Source organism: Streptomyces sp. NPDC001508, from assembly GCF_040298665.1.
Classification (GTDB): Bacteria; Actinomycetota; Actinomycetes; order Streptomycetales; family Streptomycetaceae; genus Streptomyces.
The window spans coordinates 75,632-93,407 of the sequence record NZ_JBEPAP010000016.1 but is presented as its reverse complement, the minus strand read 5'-3'; the positions used below and the strand labels follow the sequence as shown (position 1 = coordinate 93,407).

The following is a 17,776-nucleotide window of genomic DNA, read 5'->3' as shown; positions in this document are numbered from 1 at the left end:
TCATGGGGTGCTCGGCCAGGTGGGTGCGCCCGTGGTCAGCGAGGGGTCCATCCTGCGCAGGACGGTGGCGGCCACCTCGCGGCGTTGCGGGGTGAGGTAGAAGTGGTCGCCAGGGAAGACGCGTACCTCGGTACGGGCGGTGGTGAGGCCCGCCCAGCCGCCGGCCCGGTCGCGGCAGCGTTCTTCGCCGAGTTCCGGGTCCGCGCCGCCGGTCAGCACATGGATCGGACAGGTCAGCGGCGGCCGTGGGCCGGGCCGGTAGGTCTCGATGATCCGGTAGTCGTGGCGTACGGCCTTGAGGATCACGGCCCGCAGCCCGGGATCGTCGAGGACTTCACGGCTGGTGCCGCCGAGCCGGACCAGTTCCGCGCTCAGTATGTCGTCGGGCCGGCGGTGCAGTTGCCCGGTCACCGCCGTGCCGGGAGCGGCCCGGCCCGACGCGAAGAGCCGGCGCGGGCCCGGTGCTCCGCGGCGGTCCAGCTCGTGGGCCAGTTCCCAGGCGACGGCGGAGCCCATGCTGTGCCCGAAGAGGGTGTAGGGCCGGTCGAGCAGCGGCACGACGGCGTCCGCCAGCGCGGTCACCAGCTCGCCCATGCCGGCTGTCTCCGGCTCCTCGATGCGGTCCTCCCGGCCCGGGTACTGGATGCCGAGGAGTTCCACCTCGGGGGGCATCAGCGCCGCCCAGGGCCGGTAGAAGGTGGCGCTGCCGCCCGCGTGGGGCAGGCAGATCAGGGTGAGCCGGGACGCGGCCCCGTCGCTCCACCGCCTGATCCACGGGCTGTCCGTACGGGCGGCACGCGCGGAGGCGCTCGGCGAGAAGGCGGCGGTCACCAGGTCACCTTCAGTTCTTCGAGGCCGAAGGTGGCCGAGTCGTGCTTGAAGACGACCTGGTCCCGGTCCTTTGCGAGGCGGAGCGTGGGGACGCGGCGGATGAGCGTTTCCAGGGCGACCTCCAGCTCCAGCCGCGCCAGATGCTGTCCGATGCACTGGTGCACGCCGTAGCCGAACGCCACGTGATGGTTGTCCGTGCGGTGGAAGTCGACCCGCTCGGGGTGGTCGAACTGTTCGGGGTCGTGGTTGGCCCCGGCGAGGAGGGCGATGACACCGTCGTCGGCGGGGACGGTCCGGCCGGACAGCTCGATGTCCTCGGCGGCCACTCGCAGCGGTATGGAGTCGGCGACGGAAAGGACGCGCAGGAGTTCGTCGACGGCGGCGGGCATCAGCGAGGTGTCGTGGCGCAGTTCGTCCATCAGCTCGGGCCGGTCCAGGAGGAGCAGGGTGCTCAGGGCGATCATGCTGGTGGTGGTCTCGCGGCCGGCGTTGATCGTGATGCCGAGGGTGGAGAGCAGTTGGTCCGTCGTCACCTGGCCGGTCGTCAGATGGTCGGTGACGAGCTGGGAGATCAGGTCGTCGCGGGGTTCCTGCCGCCGCTCGGCGATCAGTTCGGCGAGCAGCCCGAAGAGGCCGCCGAGGGCTTCGGAGACCTGCTCGGCGGTGCTGTGGCGGGAGCCGGAGATCCGGGTGACGTCCCGGAAGAACTCGAGGTTCTCCCGGGGGATGCCGAGCAGTTCACAGATCACCGAGGTGGAGACGGCGTTGGCGTACGCCGAGACGAAGTCCGCGGGACCGCCGGCGGCGAGCATGGCGTCCAGGATCTCGTCCACGCGTGCCTGTACGGCGGGTCGCATCGCGCGGACCCGGCGGACGGTGAACACCGGCAGGAGCATCCGCCGGTAACGGGTGTGTTCGGGGGCGTCGGTGCGGATGAAGGGCCGGAACCTGGCCCCGGCCTCCTGTTCGCCTTCCCCGAGGGCGGGGAAGTTGGCCCGGCGGATGTCGGCGCTGACGCGCGGGTCGGAGAGCAGTTCGCGTACGTCGTCGTAGCGGGTCACCACCCAGGCTTCCCGCTGGGTCGGCAGCGTGACACGGGCGACCGGGTCCTCGGTGCGCAGTGTGCTGTATTCCTCCGGTGCGGCGAAGGGACAGCCACGCCGGATCGGGAAGTCGCGGGGCTGGCCTGCGGGGTGCGGCGCTGCTTCGGGGGTGGGTTCGTCGGGGGTGTCGGGCGTGGTCGGGGACACGGGGGTGCTCATCGGTGGTCCTCAGTCGTCGGTGGGCAAAGAACAAGGGATGCTTCGGTGCCGCGCGGGGTGTCCGGCGCGTCCGGTCCGTACGTCGAGTTCGGTGCGTGCGGTGCCCGGGTGAGTACGGCCAGCGGGGGTGCGCCGGGGCGGGTCGGCAGGGGGTGTGCGGTCATCCCGGACTCGGCCTCCACGTCCTTCAGGCCGAAGGGAGCCCAACGGTACGAGTCCCGTACTTCGCGTTCCGTCTCCGTGGCGCCGTCCCGGTAGACGCGCCAGGTGGAGCGCAGGCGCAGCACGCCGTCGGCCGCGTCGTCGGGTGCCGCGCCGAACCACCACTCGTAGCGCTGCCGTCCGGCCGTGGCGGTGGCGAGCCTGGTCTCGGGAAGCGTCAGCGGTTCGTCGAAGCCCATGAGTTCGACGACCACGAGCCCGCCGGGGGCCAGCCGGCGGGTCAGCCGTCGCCACAGCAGGGCTCGTCCGGCGGGGTCGAGATGGCCGAGGACACCGCAGAGCAGGACGACGCCGATCTGATCGGGGAGTTCCAGGTCCGGGGCCGCGTCCGCGGTGATGGTGATCCTGGAGCGCAGCTCCGGATCGCTGAAGACGCGGCTGGTGAGCACGGCGCGCATGCCGACCGCCGGTTCGCAGGCGATGATCTCCGCGTCCGGCCGGGCCCGGGCGACGGCCTCGGTCACCAGGCCGGTGCCGGCGCCGATGTCGACCACCGGCCCGGTGCTCAGGTCGGCGTCGGCGAGGAGCGCGGCGATCGCCGGGGCGCTCGCGGTCGCGGTGTGCTCGGCCGCGACGAGGTCGAAGAACTCCGCCGACGGGGTGTAGGGCGCGGTGTTCCCGGGGTCGGCCCCATCGTCCCGGCTCGGGCCGGTACGGGTGCCGGACCGTGCGTCGGAGGGGACGTGTCGGGTGCCGGCGCGTTCGGCGGCCGGGGTCTGCCCGGCCTCGCCGCCGCCCAAGAACGTGTGGGCGGGGGGTTGTCCCGGCACCGGGAAGATGTCACTGACCGCGAGGGGCCGCGGGGCGGCCGGTCGGACGATCTCGGGCGGTCCGAGCCGTGCCGCGAGGTCGGCCCAGATGCGGCACACGGCCAGCTCGTACTGCCCCGTGCGCAGGGCGTCGTCGCCCCGCTCGGCGGCTTCACGGAGCCCGTCGAGGGCACTGCCGATGGCTTGCGGCCACAGGTCGGAGAAGACGGTACGGAAGGTTCCTGTGGTCCCGACGACGGACGTGGTACCGAGGCCCAGGCGGCCGGTGCCCGGCCCGTCCAGGACGAAGCGATGGTCGGCGTCGCGTCCGATGTGCAGGCGGGGACTCCACAGGACGGGCCCGTGGGTGTCGGCCAGGGTGAGGACCCCGCCTTCCGTGCCGAGGGAGAGCCGGTGCCAGTGCAGGGCGTGGTTGTCCCGGTCGGCGGGGTCGAGTTGGTGGTGCACTCTCAGGGTGAGGGGTACGCCCGCGAACACGCCGTGCAGGGAACAAAACGGCTGCGGCCCGATGTCGGCGGGCAGCGGTGCCGGGTCCGCGAAACGCCAGGGCCGCAGGGTTCCCAGTGCCTGTCCGAGGATGTCCACCAGCGGATGCATGAGGTGGACCGGCGTGGCGGCGTCCACGAACAGCGGCCGCTGCCGTGCGACGAGCCTGCGGGCCGCGTCGATGAAGGCGCGGACCGGGGCGACGTGCGGGTAGTGGGTGTTGAGGCGGTACTGCACCCCCCGGCGGCGGGCGTGTCTGAGGTTGTCCGTCAACTCGCTGAGGTGCAGGGGGTGTTCCTGGAGGACGTGGATGCCCCGGTCCATGAGCGCCTTGGCCAGTTCGGTGCCCTGCCCGCCCGATATGGAGGAACCGACCGCCACACACGCGGCGTCGATACCGGCCGGGAGGCCGTCGGGGTCCGTGTAGTACGGGACGCCCAGGCTCCGGGCGTACGCCCGGGACGCGGCCGAACCCCGGCTGAGGATGCCGGCCAGCGCGTATCCGGGGCGCCGGTGTGCCGCCTCGGCGTAGAAGCGGCCGAAGTTGGTGCCGCAGACCAGCACACGGAACGGAGCCGGAGCGCTCACAGCACACCCTCTTCCATCTGCTCGGCGCCGGCCGCCGTCCCGGTGAGCCGTAGCTCGGCGGCTCCTTGGGACCGCAGGTGCCGCACCACGGTGCCGGGGTCCAGTACGTCGCAGGCGAAGTGCACACCGGCCCGGACCTCGGCCCGGAGCACGGCGTCCACCGCCAGCGCGCCCACGGCCGCGGTGAGCCGGTAGCTGCTGGCCGCGCGCAGCGTCAGTCCAGCCGTGGCCGGCTTTGCGGACGCGGTGCCCGACAGCGCGAAGTCCATGACGTAGTAGGGTCTGCGGCCGGCCAGGTCGAGGTCGGCGGCGAGGATCAGACGGTCCGCCAGCTCTGCCGGGTCGTCTTTGGCGGCGAGGCTTGCCGGCAGCAGATTGAGGAGCGCGCGTACGCGGGGACCGGGGTGGACGTTGTACCAGTCGAGCCGGTCGAGGCCCAGGACGCCGGCGAGGCGTTCGCTCTCACCGCTGAGATAGGGCTGCACGGCCACCCGGCCGGGGAAGCCGTCGTGTTCGGTGTCCTCGGCGGCGCGCAGGGCGCGTGGGACGCGCCGGCCGCCGCGGACGGCAGCGAGGGCCTCGCCGTAGGCCGCGCCGGCCGCCCCGCCGGAGGTGAGGGAGAGCATGAGGTCGCGTGCCACCGTCGGCGAACAGGTCTCCAGGCCGCCGCAGTGGGCGGTCAGCGCGGAGACGCTGTCCAGGCCCTGCCCGGCCAGCCAGCGGGGCAGGAGACTGGACAGGCCGGGCAGGGCCCCCGCCGACAGGACGACGGTGCGGCCGTCGCGGGCCGGGTCGCCGTCCTTGAGGAGGTCCTCGGCGGCCGGGTCGTCCCCGGCCACGTCGACGCAGTGCGCGCCGGCGGCGAGGGCCGCCGAGGCCACCGTGGCGCGGAGCAGATAGGTGGGGCCGACGCAGTTGAGGACGATGTCGCAGCCGTCGGTGAAGGCACGCAAGCCGTCCGGTGCGCCGGCGTCCGCCCGGACGGTCTCGTCCTGGCCGGTGGGGTCCTGCTCGGCGATCTCGCGGAGGGCCGAGGCGGTCCGGCCGCCCAGGCGGAGCCCGGTGTGGCCGAGTGCGCGCAGTTCGCGTACGGCGGCCCGGCCGACCGCCCCGGACGCCCCCAGGACCCCGATCCGGGGCTTGTGTCCAGCCGTCGGGTTCCGGGTCATCGGGTGATCGCCCCCTGGGTCAGTTCACCGAGGGTCTTGAGGATGCCGGGCGCGTGCTCGACGGACAGGCAGCTGTAGTGGTCGCCGCCGATGTCGACGATGTCCAGGTCGCCCAGGGTGAGTTCCTTCCAGTAGGCGGTGACAGCGTCCTTGCTGCCGGGGAAGGGGTAGGCACCGTCGTGCCGCAGGAAGGTGATGTCACCCGCGTAGGGCTCGGCGTCGTACCGGGTGATGGCGAAGACGCTCTGGCGGAAGGCGAGGAAGAGCCGCGTCATGTGGTCGGGTTCGTAGGTGCCGGCCGAGGCGGGAACCGCCTCGCACATCCGCGCGATGCGGGTGGCGCGGGGTACGTCGGCGAGTCGCCGGAAGCAGCTTGCGACGTCCTCGAACTCCTCGGGCAGCGCGGCGAGTCCGCCGTCCGGCAGGACACCCGGGCTGGCGGCCAGGACGGCGTCGGCCGCCGCGGCCACCCGGTACTGGTCGTCGGGGAAGCCGAGCGCGGCGGGGTCGATGCCCATCATGACGGCGAAGGAGTACTCGGCGAGCAGTTCGTCGTCCAGCCGGAAGCGGGGGCTGTGGCTGCTGATGACGGTGAGGCTGTCCACCTCCGCCCCGGACTCGGCGAGGTTGCGGGCCACCTCGGTGGCGATCAGGCCACCCAGGCAGTAGCCGACGACATGGAAGCGGCTCCGCCCGTTCGCCGTCAGGGCCCGCGCGTAGTCGGAGGCCACCTGCTCGATGAGTCCGTCCGGCGGGGCGGCGAGGAACCCGTCGAGGTCGGGGACCTCCACACCGACGACCTCGGCGAGGCCGGGCGAGCGCCGTCTGATCTCGGTGATCAGCGCCCGGTACGGCATGATCGTCGCGGTTCCGGCGTGCACGAGCACGGTCGTGGGCTCGTCGGCCGACCGTGCGCCGTGCAGGTGGATCACCGGGTCCGTGCGTACGGCACCCGCCGCGGGCGCGTCCTTCGGGTCGGCAAGTCCCCGCAGAAAGCCGGCGAGGCCGGCGACCGTGGGGCGGCGCAGCATATGACGCAGGACGACCTCCCACTCCAGGTCCGCCGCCTGCGGTACGCGTTCGCGCAGCCGGCCCACCATCCGGGCCACCAGGAGTGAGTCGCCGCCGAGGTCGAAGAAGTCGTCGTTGCGGGTGACGTGTTCGACCGCGAGGAGTTCCGTCCACAGGTCGGCCAGGCTGTTCTCCAGTTCGTCCCTCGGCCGCTCGTCCACGACGACCGGTGCGCTCTCCCGGGGCAGCCAGGTCCGCAGGCGCGCGCGGTCGGTCTTGCCGTTGGCCGTGCGGGGCAGGGTGTCGACGATCTGCCACACCGAGGGGAGCATGTACTCGGGGAGCCGGGTGGCCGCCGTGCGGGCCAGCTCCCCCATGGGCACATGGTGCCGGTCGTCCTTCATCGTGGCGATGAACACCTCCTGGCCGGTGAGCGCGAGAGTGTCCTCGGCCTTGGGCAGCGAGGTCACGTGGGACGCGGCGTGCCGGCCGAGGAGTTCACGCCACTGCGTGTGGGTGAGGAAGGACTGGCCGGTGTGCTCGCGCACATCGGTCCACGCCCGGCCTGCGACCTCCAGGAACTCCATGGAGACCAGCAGCGGCAGGTTCTCGTCGCGGGTGTTCTCCACGAACACGAGCTGTCCGCCCGGCACGAGCAGTTCCCGCAGCCGGCCCACGGCCGCGTCGGCGTCGGCGGCGGCGTGCAGCGTGTTGGCGCAGACCACGACGTCGAAGGTGTTGGGCACAAGGTGCTGGGGGCGTGGGTCCTCGTCGATGTCGAAACGCTGGTAGCGCACCCAGGTGTGGTCGGCGAAGCGCTCGCGGGCCTCGCCCAGGAAGAACGCCGAGGCGTCGGTGAACAGGTAGTCGACGCCGTACTCGGCGAGGACGGGCACCAGTTCGCCCGTGGTGCCGCCGACGCCGCCGCCGACCTCCAGCACACGCAGCCGCTCCTCACCGGTGTGGCTCGCGGCGATCTCGCGCAGCGCGGCGACCACCGCGCGATTGAGGTGCCGGATGGCGAGGTTGTCCCGGTAGGCGGCGTCCGCGGCCTCGGTCGCCGCGCCGGGGAAGAGCAGATCCCGGATGCCGACCTCCCCGGTGACCAGGTCGGGCAAATGCTCGGCGCAGGTGCGCATCACGGTCAGCAGCTCGGTGCTCCACCCGATCTCGTGCTCCAGGTCGGCGGCCAGCCGCCAGCGGCGCTCCGTCTCGGGCGGGGAGACGGGGACAAGGCCGGTGTAGGTGTCGTCGGCGGCCCGGTGGGTGAGCCGGTCCCGGGCGGCCAGGGCGCGCAGCCAGCGCCGCACGATGTGCCGGTGGCGTGGCGTGGCGCGCAGCGCCGTGCCCACCTGCTCCGCCGTGCGCGCGGCGCCGTCCTCGAACACTCCGCAGCCCGCGAGGACCCGGGTCATCTCGGCGAGCGCCACCTCGTCGAGGGCGGCCAGGAACTCCGTGAGCCGTGCCGTGTCGACGGCCGCGGAGGCTTCCCGTACGGCGTCGGCGGCTGCCGCGCGGGCCTGTTCCGGGCCCGGCGGGACCGGCTCGTCGCCGTCCTTGTGTGCCGTCTCCACGAACGCGGCGAGCCGCCGTCCGCCCGCGGCCGAGTCGTCGACGACGACCGCGCCCGCCGCGACCGCGGGGTGGGCCTGCACGGCGGCCTCCACCTCGGCGAGTTCGACCCGGTAGCCGCGGATCTTGATCTGGGCGTCCTCCCGGCCCAGGAACTCGATGGTTCCGTCGGGGAGATACCGGCCGAGGTCACCGGTGCGGTAGAGCCGCTGTCCGCTGACCGGGTCGGTGGGGAACCGTTCCGCCGTGCGGGCCTCGTCGCCGAGGTAGCCGAGGGCGACGCCGGCACCGCCGATGTACAGCTCACCCGGCACCCACTCGGGCCGTGGCCGCAGCCGCTGGTCGAGTACGGCGAAGGTCTGGTTGGTCAGGGGCTTGCCGTACGGGACGCTCGGGCGGGCGGTGTCCACCTCGCCGATCGGGTGGGCGATGGACCAGATGGAGCCCTCGGTGGCGCCGCCGAGTGAGACGATCTCCAGCCCGGGCAGCAGTGCGCGGGCCTGGTCGGGCAGGGCGACCGGTATCCAGTCGCCGGATATCAGCGCGAGTCGCAGCGAGCCGTCGTCGGTGGGAGGCTCGGAGCGCAGCCAGTCGCACAGCATGTGCAGTTGGCCGGGAACCGAGTTCCACACCGTCACACCGAAGTCGCGGACGAGTTCGGCCCAGTGGGAGGGATCTCCGCGCCGGTCGGCCTCGGGAAGGACGAGGGTGGCGCCCACCGCGAGCGGCCCGAACAGGTCGTAGACGGACAGGTCGAAGCCCAGTCCCGCGATGCCGAGGACGCGGTCGCGCTCGGTGACGGCGTAGCGGCGGTTGATGTCCTGAACGGTGTTGAGGGCGGCCCGGTGGCTGATCATCACGCCCTTGGGCGTGCCGGTGGAGCCGGAGGTGTAGATGACGTAGGCGAGTTCGTCCGGGTCGCGTCGGGGTGCGGTCGGGTCGGACGCGGTGGTTTCGGGGAGGAGATCGACGGCGACGGCCGCCACGGTCGCCGGGAGGTCGTCGGTCTCGGCGAGCCAGGACTGGGTGAGGACCGTGCGTACGCCCGCGTCGGCGATGATCGTGTCCCGGCGGGCGGGCGGCTGGGCCGTGTCGACGGGCAGATAGGCGCCGCCCGCCATCAGCGTGCCGAGGACGGCGGCGACCTGCTCCCAGCCCTTGTCCGCCCAGACGGCCACCGGTTCCCCGGGCCGCAGTCCCAACGCCGCCAGCGACTCGGCGACACCGCTCGCGCGGGCGACGAGCTGCCGGTAGGTGAGCGCCACTTCGGGCGTCCGGACCGCGATCGCGTCCGGTGTGGCCTGTGCCCGGGCCAGCACCGGTTCGTGGAGGAGAGCGTCCGGCAGGGGTCCCTCGGTCGCGTTGACCGCGCTTCGGCGGGCCCGCTGCGCCTCGGGGAGAGGGATGCGGGCCGGTGCGTCCCAGGCGGCCTCACCGGCCTCGCCGTCGGCGGACAGCAGTCGCACGAGTGCCGTCCAGGCGTCGAACATGGCCTCGGCCACCCCGTGGCTGAGCGCTCCGTCCCGGATGTCCCAGGACAGGCCCAGCGCGTCGCCGCGGTGCATGACCTGGCAGTCGAGCCATACCTGCGGCGTCCGGGTCGCGGCGTAGGACACCTCGGGGGGTACGCCCTCGGCGGTGCCGCCCCCGCTCAGGGCGCTGGTGAAGACGACCGGCATCAGAACCGGGGCGCCGGCCCTGCGGGACAGTTCGGCGAGCACGTCCGAGCCGGTGAACAGCGGATGCGCCAGGTCTTCGAGGAGCCGCTGCCCGACGGCCCTGGTCCGTTCGGCGAAGGTGGCCGGGGCGTCGAGGTCGACGGCGAGCAGTTCGAGCGAGGTGAAGTCACCGACGAGCCGGCCGATGTCCTCGTGCAGGCCGGGCCGGTCCACCGTGGGCACGTTGAGGGTGAACCGGCTGGTCCGCGACCAGTGGCCGACCGTCTCGGCATAGGCGGCGAGCAGTGCCGTCGAGATGGTCAGCCCGCGCCGCGCGGCGCGCTCGGTGAGACGCTTCCGGTCGGCCGCGGGCAGCAGGACCTCCAGCCGGCGGAAGGTCACCGCGTCGCCGGAAGCGGGCGGACGGCTCGTTTCCTCGAAGGCGCTCACGGCGGCCTGCCAGGGTTCGGCGAGGGGCAGTTCGGGGGCGGGCGGCAGTGTGTCGAGCCGTTCCGTCCAGTAGGCGCGGTCACGGGAGTGGCCGTCGGTGTCGGCGAGGGCGCGGCGGGCCAGGACGTAGTCGCGGAAGGTGATCCGCGGGGCTTCGGGGAGGTCGGCACCGCCGTAGCGGTGCTGGAACTCGGCGAGCAGGATGCGCAGGCTCGCGTGGTCGACGACGAGCATGTCGAAGGAGAGGTGGAGCACGGCCCGCCCGGCGGTCCTGCTCACATGGACGTCGAAGAGGGGCCACTGGTCGGTGGGTGCCTGACGTGCGGACAGACGGGCGCGGGTGCGTTCCACCTCTGCCTCGGCCAAGGCGGGCGGGAGCGCGGTCAGGTCGTCGGCCCCGACGGCGAGGGCGGGCACGTCGGCCAGGACCTGCTGGTAGCCGTCGTGGTGGATGACGGCGCGGAGCATGTCGTGGCGCTGGACCAGCTCCCGCCACACGGCGGTGACGCGGTCCACGTCCAGGTCGGGGTATGCGAGTTCGACGTAGGCGTGGCAGCCGACGCCGCCGTAGGCGTAGGCGTCGGTGCGGCCGATGAGGTAGGCGGCCTGGATGTCGGTCAGCGGGAACGGATCGTGGCGGCTGCCGGGGTCGCCGCGCAGCGTGGGCTCCGCCGCCTCCAGGTGGCGCAGGATGGCTTCCTTGTGCGTGCGCAGTTCGGCTCGGTGCGTGTCGGTGAGCCGGCCCTGGGGGGCCCGGAAACGCAGGTGTCCGTCCTCGGCCCACAGGACCACGCCCTCGTCGGCGTAGCGGGCCAGCAGTTGAGCGATGTTCACAGCTCTCCGGTCTCGTAGGCGGTCGCATGGGCCGCTAGCGTTCGGGTGACGTCCGCGGCGAGCGCGGCGATGGTCGGTGCGGCGAAGAAGCGGCGCACGGGCACGGCGGCTCCCAGGCGGCGCTCGATCGCCGTGAGCAGGCGCAGCGCGGAGAGGCTGTCGCCGCCGAGGGTGAAGAAGTTGGCATCGCGGTCCGGCACGGGTTCCGGTAGCTGCTCACGCCAGAGTGCGGCGAGGGCTGTCTCGGTCTCGCCCCGTGGCGGCTCGCCGTGGGCGGACACCGGCTCGGGGCCCGCCGTGCCGGCCAGCGCGTTGCGGTCGACCTTGCCGTTCGCGGTGAGCGGCAGGGCGGGCAGCAGCAGGATGCGGGACGGGACGGCGTAGCCGGGCACCCGCTGCGCGAGCAGGCCGAGAAGGTCCTCGACAAGGCCCGGGTCCTCGACGGGCGAGCCGCCCTCGGCGGGGCCCGGCTTCCCGTCGGGTGCGACGGCCTCGCTGGGGCCCGGCTTCCCGTCGGGTGCGACGGCCTCGCTGGGCGCGGCCCCGTCGCCGGGCGGCGTCTTCGGACCGGCGGCCCGGGGGTCCAGCGGTACGGCGAAGGCGACCAGGCGTTTCGCGGTGCGTTCCCCCACGGCCACGACGGCGGCCCGCGCGACGGCGGGGTGTGCCTCCAGCGCGGCCTCGATCTCGCCCGCCTCGATACGGTGGCCAGCGATCTTGAGCTGGTCGTCGAGGCGGCCCAGGAACTCCAGCAGTCCATCACCCCGGAACCGGCCCAGGTCGCCTGTCCGGTACCAGCGCCGACCGTCCCGTACGACGAACTTCTCGGCGGTGCGGACCGGGTCGGCCAGATAACCGCGGGCCAGTCCCTCGCCGCCGATCCACAGCTCACCGGGCGTCCAGTCGGGGCAGTCCCGCCCGTCCCGGTCGACCACCCGGTAGCACTGCCCGGTCAGGGGACGGCCGTAGGGGATGGACACCCACCGGGGGTCCACCTCGGTGACGGTCAGGGTGTTGGACCAGATGGCGGCCTCCGTCGCGCCGCCCATGGCGACGAACGCGCAGGGCCGCGCGGTCCGGGCCCGCAGGCGGGCCGGGAGGTCGAGGCCGATCCAGTCACCGGAGACCAGTGCGGTCCGCAGTCCCCGTACGCCACCTGCCGCGCGACCGCCCTGGACGCCTTGTTCATCTTGTTCGTCTTGTTCGCTTTGTTCGTCGGCGTCCAGCAACAGGTCGAGCAGGGCGGGGACGGTGTTCCAGACGCTCACGCCGTACCGGTCCAGCAGGCTCGGCCAGCGGGCCGGCTCCCGGCGCTGGTCCTCGGTGGGGAGCAGCAGGGAACCGCCCGCGGAGAGCAGGCCGAAGAGGTCGTACACGGACAGGTCGAAGTCCAGCGCGGACAGGGCGAAGACACGGTCGTCCCCGGTGATGCCGTGCCGGGCGTTGATGTCCGCGATCGTGTTCCAGGCGGCGGCGTGTGAGATTTCGACGCCCTTGGGCTCGCCCGTGGAACCCGACGTGAAGATCACGTAGGCGAGGGCGTCGGGGGAGGTCTCGTGCGGCGCCCGCAACGGCTCGGGGCGCTGTGTGTCGGGGAAGGGGACGGCGCGGGGGCCGGTGCCGTCCGAGTCGGGCCAGTCCCCCAGGACGACACGGAACCCGGCCGTGGTGTGAACCCGCCGCAACCGGGCAGCGGGCTGTTCGAGGCCGAGGGGGACATACGCGGCGCCGGCCGCGAGGACGCCGAGGACCGCCGCGATCTGTTCCGGTCCCTTGGGCAGGGTGACCGCGACCAGATCGCCCGGCCGTACGCCCGCGTCGCCGAGCGCGGCGGCGGTGCGCAGCGCCTGCTCGGCGAGGGTCGCGTAGCCGACCTCCTCCCCCGCCGTCGTGACCAGGGCGGTACGGTCGGGGCGGTCCGTCGCACGGGTGAAGAAGGTCTCGTGCAGCAGACGTGGCGCGACCGGCTCCAGGGCGGACTCCCGTGCGGCGGCGGCACGCCGTTCGCGCTGGCCGGCGGGCAGCAGGTCGGGCAGCGGTGCCTCCCAGTCGCCGGTGACGAGGTGCCGCAGCAGCCGTGCGTGGGCGTCGAACATCGCGTCCAGCACGCCCTCGGAGAACAGGTCCTGCACCGCGTCCCAGGTGACGATCAGGTTCCCGGACTCTTCCGTGACCTGGTTGTCCAGGCACACCTGCGGGGACTGGGAGATGCCCCAGACCTTCTCGGGCAGGCCCGTGCCCGGTCCGGCCAGCGTCGCGTCACCCACGCCGATGGCGCTGGTGAACACCACGGGTGCGGCGGCGTCCACCGTGCCCGTGCGACGGCCGAACTCCCTCAGCAGCCAGTCGATCGGCACATCGGCGTGGTCCAGGTCCTGGGCCTGACGGTGCTGCAGCGCGACGGCCGCCGCGAGCCATGACGTGCCTTCGCGCCGGTGACCCGCGAGGGACAGGGAGGTGAAGTCGCCCAGCACCCCGTGGATGTGGGGGTGGATGTCACGCCGGTTGAAGAGGGTGAGTGTGACGGTCACGGCGTCGGTTCCGCTCCAGGCCGCCAGGACTTCCGCGTACAGGGCCAGCAGAACGGTGGAGGGGGTCAGGCCGTGCCGGGCCGCGTGCTGCTTGACGGTCTGCCAGTCCTCGGCGGGCAGACTGAGCCGGCGCCGGGTGAAGACGGGCACTTCGAGCGTGGCCGGATCCCGGTCGAAGGGCAGGGCGGGAGGGGGCGGCAGTTCGGACAGCCGGGTCTGCCAGTGCGCACGCGCCCGGGCGGCCGACTCCGGGTCCGCCGAGGGGCGGGTCAGATAGTCGCGGAACGTCACGTCGACGGGCGGCAGTTCGTGGTCCGGGTTCGCGTAGAGCGTGTTCAGTTCGGCGTAGAGCGTGGTGATGGAGAGCGCGTCGAGCACGAGGTAGTCCAGGCCGATGCCGACACGGACACGTGTCCGGCCCGCGTTCTCCTGGTCGCCTTCGCGGTAGCGCACGGCCTCGACGGCGAAGAGGGGCCACCGCGCGGGGTCGCGGACCTGGTGGGACAGGCGGGCGCGCAGGCCGGCGAGGGCATCGGACGCGCCCTCGGCGGTGGCGTCCCGCGCCGGTATGCGCACCGCGGGTACGTCGGGCAGGACACGCTGGTGTCCGTCCTCGACGACGGCGCGGAGCATGCCGTGCCGGCGGACGAGGGTGTTCCAGGCACGCTCCAGCCGGTCCAGGTCGACGTCCGTGCCGTCGAACTCGGTGTAGTGCCAGGTGCCGACACCACCGAGGGTGAAACGGGGATCGCGGCCCGTGTGGTAGGCGGCCTGGACGTCGGTCAGCGGGAACGGCTCATGGGCGTGGTCCGGGTCGGGCACAAGGAGGGGCGGAGCCGGCTCGCCGGGCGCCGCCTCGGGGTGCAGCGTCGCGCAGAAGTGCTGGAGCACGGGGCGGGCGAACAGGTCGGCCACGCGGGCGCCGGGGAACCCGGCGGCGCGCAGCCGGCCGATCATCCGCGTCGCGACCAGAGAGTCGCCGCCCAGCAGGAAGAAGCTGCTCTCACGTCCCACCTCGGCCACCCCGAGCAGTTCGGCCCACTCGGCCGCGACGGCGGTCTCCACCGGGCCGGCCGGCGCAAAGGTGCGGGCTCCGTCCTGGTCTGCGGTCTCGGTCAGGGCCTGGTGGACCGCCGCCCGGTCGAGCTTGCCGTTGGCGGTCAGCGGCAGGTCGTCGAGGACCAGGACGCGCTCGGGCACCATGTAGGAGGGCAGTCGCTGCGCCGCCCGGGTGCGCACGGCGGCCGGATCGGGTGACCGGTCACGGGCGGACACGGCCGCGGCCAGGTGACGCACCGGCGTGTCGAGGACGGTGGCGACCGCGTGCAGGACGGCGGGGTCGTCCTCCAGCGCGGACTCGACCTCGCCCAGTTCGATGCGGTGGCCGCCGATCTTCACCTGGTGGTCGGCGCGTCCCAGGAACTCCAGTACGCCGTCGGGCCGGTAGCGGGCCAGATCACCGCTGCGGTACCAGCGCTCGCCGTCGTACGCGACGAAGCGTTCCGCCGTGCGCTCGGGGTCCGCCCGGTAGCCGGTCGCCACGCCGGGGCCGCCGATCCACAGTTCGCCGGGGACGAGATCGGGGCAGTCCCGTCCCCGTCCGTCCACGACACGGGCCCGCATGTTGCGCAGCGGAACTCCGTACGGGACGGACTTCCAGGCCGGGTCGGTCTCCTCCACTTCGAAGACCGTCGAGTGGACAGCCGCCTCCGTCATGCCGCCGAGTGCCACGAAGCGGCAGCCGGGTACGAGGGCCCGGAGTCTGGCCGGCTGGTCGAGTCCGACCCAGTCCCCGCCGAGCAGGACCATGCGCAGGGATGTCCCCAGGCCCTCGGCGCCCCCGGCATCGGCTGCGGCCATCAGCAGGTCCAGCAGGGCGGGCACGCACTGCACCAGCGTCACCCCGTGCGTGCGCACCAGTCGCACCCAGTGGTGGGCGTCGCGGCGGTGCTCCTGTCCCACGGCGACCACCTGGCCGCCCAGGGACAGGGGGGCGAAGATGTCCCAGGTGGCGAGGTCGAAGTCCAGGGCGGAGATCGCGAGGGTGCGGTCCGAGGGCCCGAGCCCCAGCTGCTCCGCCATCGCCTCGACGGTGTTGACGACCGCTCGGTGCGGCACCTCGACGCCCTTGGGCACTCCCGTCGAGCCGGATGTGAACAGCACGTAGGCGGGCAGGGCGGGGTCCGGCCGGGCGACCGGTGCGGGCCGGGCCGCCGACGCGTCCTCGAGGAGCAGCACCGGTGCGGAGGAGACGTCCGCGCAGAGATGGGCGTGCGCCCGGTCGGTGAGTACGGCGGACGCGCCGGCCACCAAGTGGATGCGGTGTCTGCGTACGGCGGGCTGTTCCACGCCGACGGGGGCGTAGGCCGCGCCCGCGGCCAGGATGCCGAGGACCGCGGTGATCTGGTCGGCGCCCTTGGGCAGGGTCAGCGTGACGGTGTCGCCTTCCCGCACGCCGTGGTCCCGCAGCAGCGCGGCGATCTGCCGTGCTCTGTGGGCGAGTTCGCCGTAGGTGAGCGTGTCGCCGGCCGGGCGGACGACCGCGGTGCGGCCCGGTTCTGTTTCGGCGAGCTGGAAGAAGCGGGTGTGCAGGGCGCGGTCCGGTACGGGCGTGGGCGGCAGGGCGGCGACCGCGCGCCGGGAGAGGACGTCGTGCGCCGGCAGGCCGTCCACGGGCCGGGTCCAGGCGTCGGGGTCCGTGACGAGGCGGGTGATGAGGCGGCGGTAGGCGTCGAACGCGGCGTCGGGCACGCCGGCTTCGAACACGCCGTCCCGAACGTCCCAGTTGAGCAGGAGACCGCCGTCGAGTTCGGTGACCTGGGCGTCCAGGTAGACCTGCGGGCCCTGCGAGATGATCCAGGAAGGGTGGCCGAAGGACTTCTGGACGTCCTGCTCGAAGATCTCGCCCAGCCCGATGGCACTGGTGTAGACGACGGGGGCCAGCACCGGGGAGCCTTCGACGCGGGCGAGGTCGCGCAGCACCTCGACGCCGCCGTACGCGCCGTGGGAGATGCCTTCTTGAAGGCGTTCCTGGAGGCGGCGGGCCTGCCGGGAGAACGGCAGGGACGCGCTCAGGTCCGCGTCGAGCAGGACCGAGCTGCTGAAGTCCCCGACCAGTCGGGCGACTTCAGGGCTGAAGATCTCCCGGTCGAACAGTGGCAGGTTGAGGAGGAAGCGCGGGCTGTCGCTCCAGGCGGCGATGACCTCGGCGAAGGCGGTGGCGAGGGCGGCGGCGGGGGTGAGGCCGTGCCGACGTGCGGCGTTGATCAGCGCCGCCTTGTCGTCGGGGCCGAGCCAGTGGTGGAGGCGGCGGGAGTGGGTGAGCGTGGTGTCGTTCGCGCTGACCGGGGTGAGCGGATCGACGGTCGTCGGCAGTCGCGGGGCGCGCGGCAGTTCGTGCAGGCGCTCCCGCCACCAGGTGGCGTGCTGCTCGCGTTCCGCCGTGCGCCGGGCGTCGTGCTCGGCGAGGTACCGGCGGTAGTCGAGGCCGAGTTCACGCGGCGGGTCGTCGGGACATTCGTAGAAGCGTTGCAGGTCGGACAGGACAACGCGCAGGCTCAGCGCGTCGCCGGCCATCATGTCCAGGTCGATCTGCAGCCGGGTCCTGCCGCCCGGGAGCAGGCACACGGCCGTACGGAAGACATCACCGGCGGCGATGTCGGTACGAGCGTGGGTGTTGCGCTCGCGCAGCAACTCCAGTTCGTACTCGGCTTCTTCAGGTGTGCGGTCGCGCAGATCGTGGATGGTCAGTGGCGCACCGGAGGCGCCGAAGCGCTGGCGCCCCTGCTCGTCGAAGACGGCCCTCAGCATGCCGTGCCGCCGCACCAGTACCTGGAGAGCGGCGTCGAGCCGGGCCGGATCGACCTCACGGCCGTCGAGTTCGACGTAGAAGTGCGCGGCGACGCCGCCGAGCGGCTGCCCGTCCTGGCGTCCGATCCAGTAGGCGTGCTGCATCGTCGCCAGAGGGAAGGATTCCGTCTCCGCCCCGGTCGTCGCCGCACCGGGTGATGCGTGGACCGGGGCGGTCCGCCGCGCCGCGGGCCGCCGGGCCGTGGCGGGCGCGTCGCCGCGGGGGGCCCGCCCGAGCAGGGCCGTCCACGCCCCGAGGGTCGGAACGCGCGTGAGGTCCTGGAAAGTGACCGTGCTGCCCTCGCGTCGCCAGGCGCCGACCAGGGACATCAGCACCAGTGAGTCGAGACCGAGTTCGAAGAGGTCACGGTCGTCGTCCAGCTCCTGCGGCGCCATGTCCAGCGCGCGGGCGACCGCTTCACGCACCGCCTCGGCCGTGTGGGGGTCGCGGCTGTCGACGTCGCCCTCCGATGTCCGCGCCTTGACGACTGCTTCATCGCTCACTACTGGGGGCCTTCCGGTCGGGTGGGGTGGGCGGCGGTC

At 73.2% G+C, this 17,776-nt stretch carries 6 protein-coding genes; all 6 read right to left on the bottom strand.

The features are described 5' to 3' along the window. The 6 genes from ABT245_RS17255 to ABT245_RS17230 are packed head-to-tail and all read right to left on the bottom strand — an operon-like array spanning position 1 to position 17,737. Positions 1-831: a thioesterase II family protein gene (locus tag ABT245_RS17255; RefSeq protein ID WP_351734314.1), complete on the bottom strand. Its 831-nt coding sequence runs from the start codon at positions 829-831 to the stop codon at positions 1-3. Continuing rightward, the gene (locus ABT245_RS17250; RefSeq protein ID WP_351734312.1) at positions 828-2,093 is read right to left on the bottom strand and encodes a cytochrome P450; all 1,266 of its coding nucleotides are present in this window, start codon (positions 2,091-2,093) and stop codon (positions 828-830) included. Before ABT245_RS17250 ends, ABT245_RS17255 begins: the two co-directional genes overlap by 4 nt. Continuing rightward, positions 2,090-4,159 (bottom strand): Gfo/Idh/MocA family oxidoreductase, encoded by a 2,070-nt coding sequence (locus tag ABT245_RS17245; protein WP_351734310.1) that lies wholly within the window; start codon positions 4,157-4,159, stop codon positions 2,090-2,092. Before ABT245_RS17245 ends, ABT245_RS17250 begins: the two co-directional genes overlap by 4 nt. Next, complete coding sequence (locus ABT245_RS17240; RefSeq protein ID WP_351734307.1) at positions 4,156-5,328, bottom strand: saccharopine dehydrogenase NADP-binding domain-containing protein; 1,173 nt, start codon at positions 5,326-5,328, stop codon at positions 4,156-4,158. The genes ABT245_RS17245 and ABT245_RS17240 overlap by 4 nt, the downstream gene beginning before the upstream one ends. Further along, positions 5,325-10,853: a non-ribosomal peptide synthetase gene (locus ABT245_RS17235; protein ID WP_351734305.1), complete on the bottom strand. Its 5,529-nt coding sequence runs from the start codon at positions 10,851-10,853 to the stop codon at positions 5,325-5,327. Before ABT245_RS17235 ends, ABT245_RS17240 begins: the two co-directional genes overlap by 4 nt. Beyond that, entirely contained in the window at positions 10,850-17,737 is a 6,888-nt protein-coding gene (locus tag ABT245_RS17230; protein WP_351734303.1) for a non-ribosomal peptide synthetase, read from the bottom strand. The genes ABT245_RS17235 and ABT245_RS17230 overlap by 4 nt, the downstream gene beginning before the upstream one ends. Positions 17,738-17,776 lie beyond the last annotated feature (39 nt).

Bases quoted from the DNA above. Each gene is read 5' to 3' on its own strand.
- ABT245_RS17250 (WP_351734312.1), bottom strand. From the start codon at position 2,093: ATGAGCACCCCCGTGTCCCCGACCACGCCCGACACCCCCGACGAACCC.
- ABT245_RS17240 (WP_351734307.1), bottom strand. From the start codon at position 5,328: ATGACCCGGAACCCGACGGCTGGACACAAGCCCCGGATCGGGGTCCTG.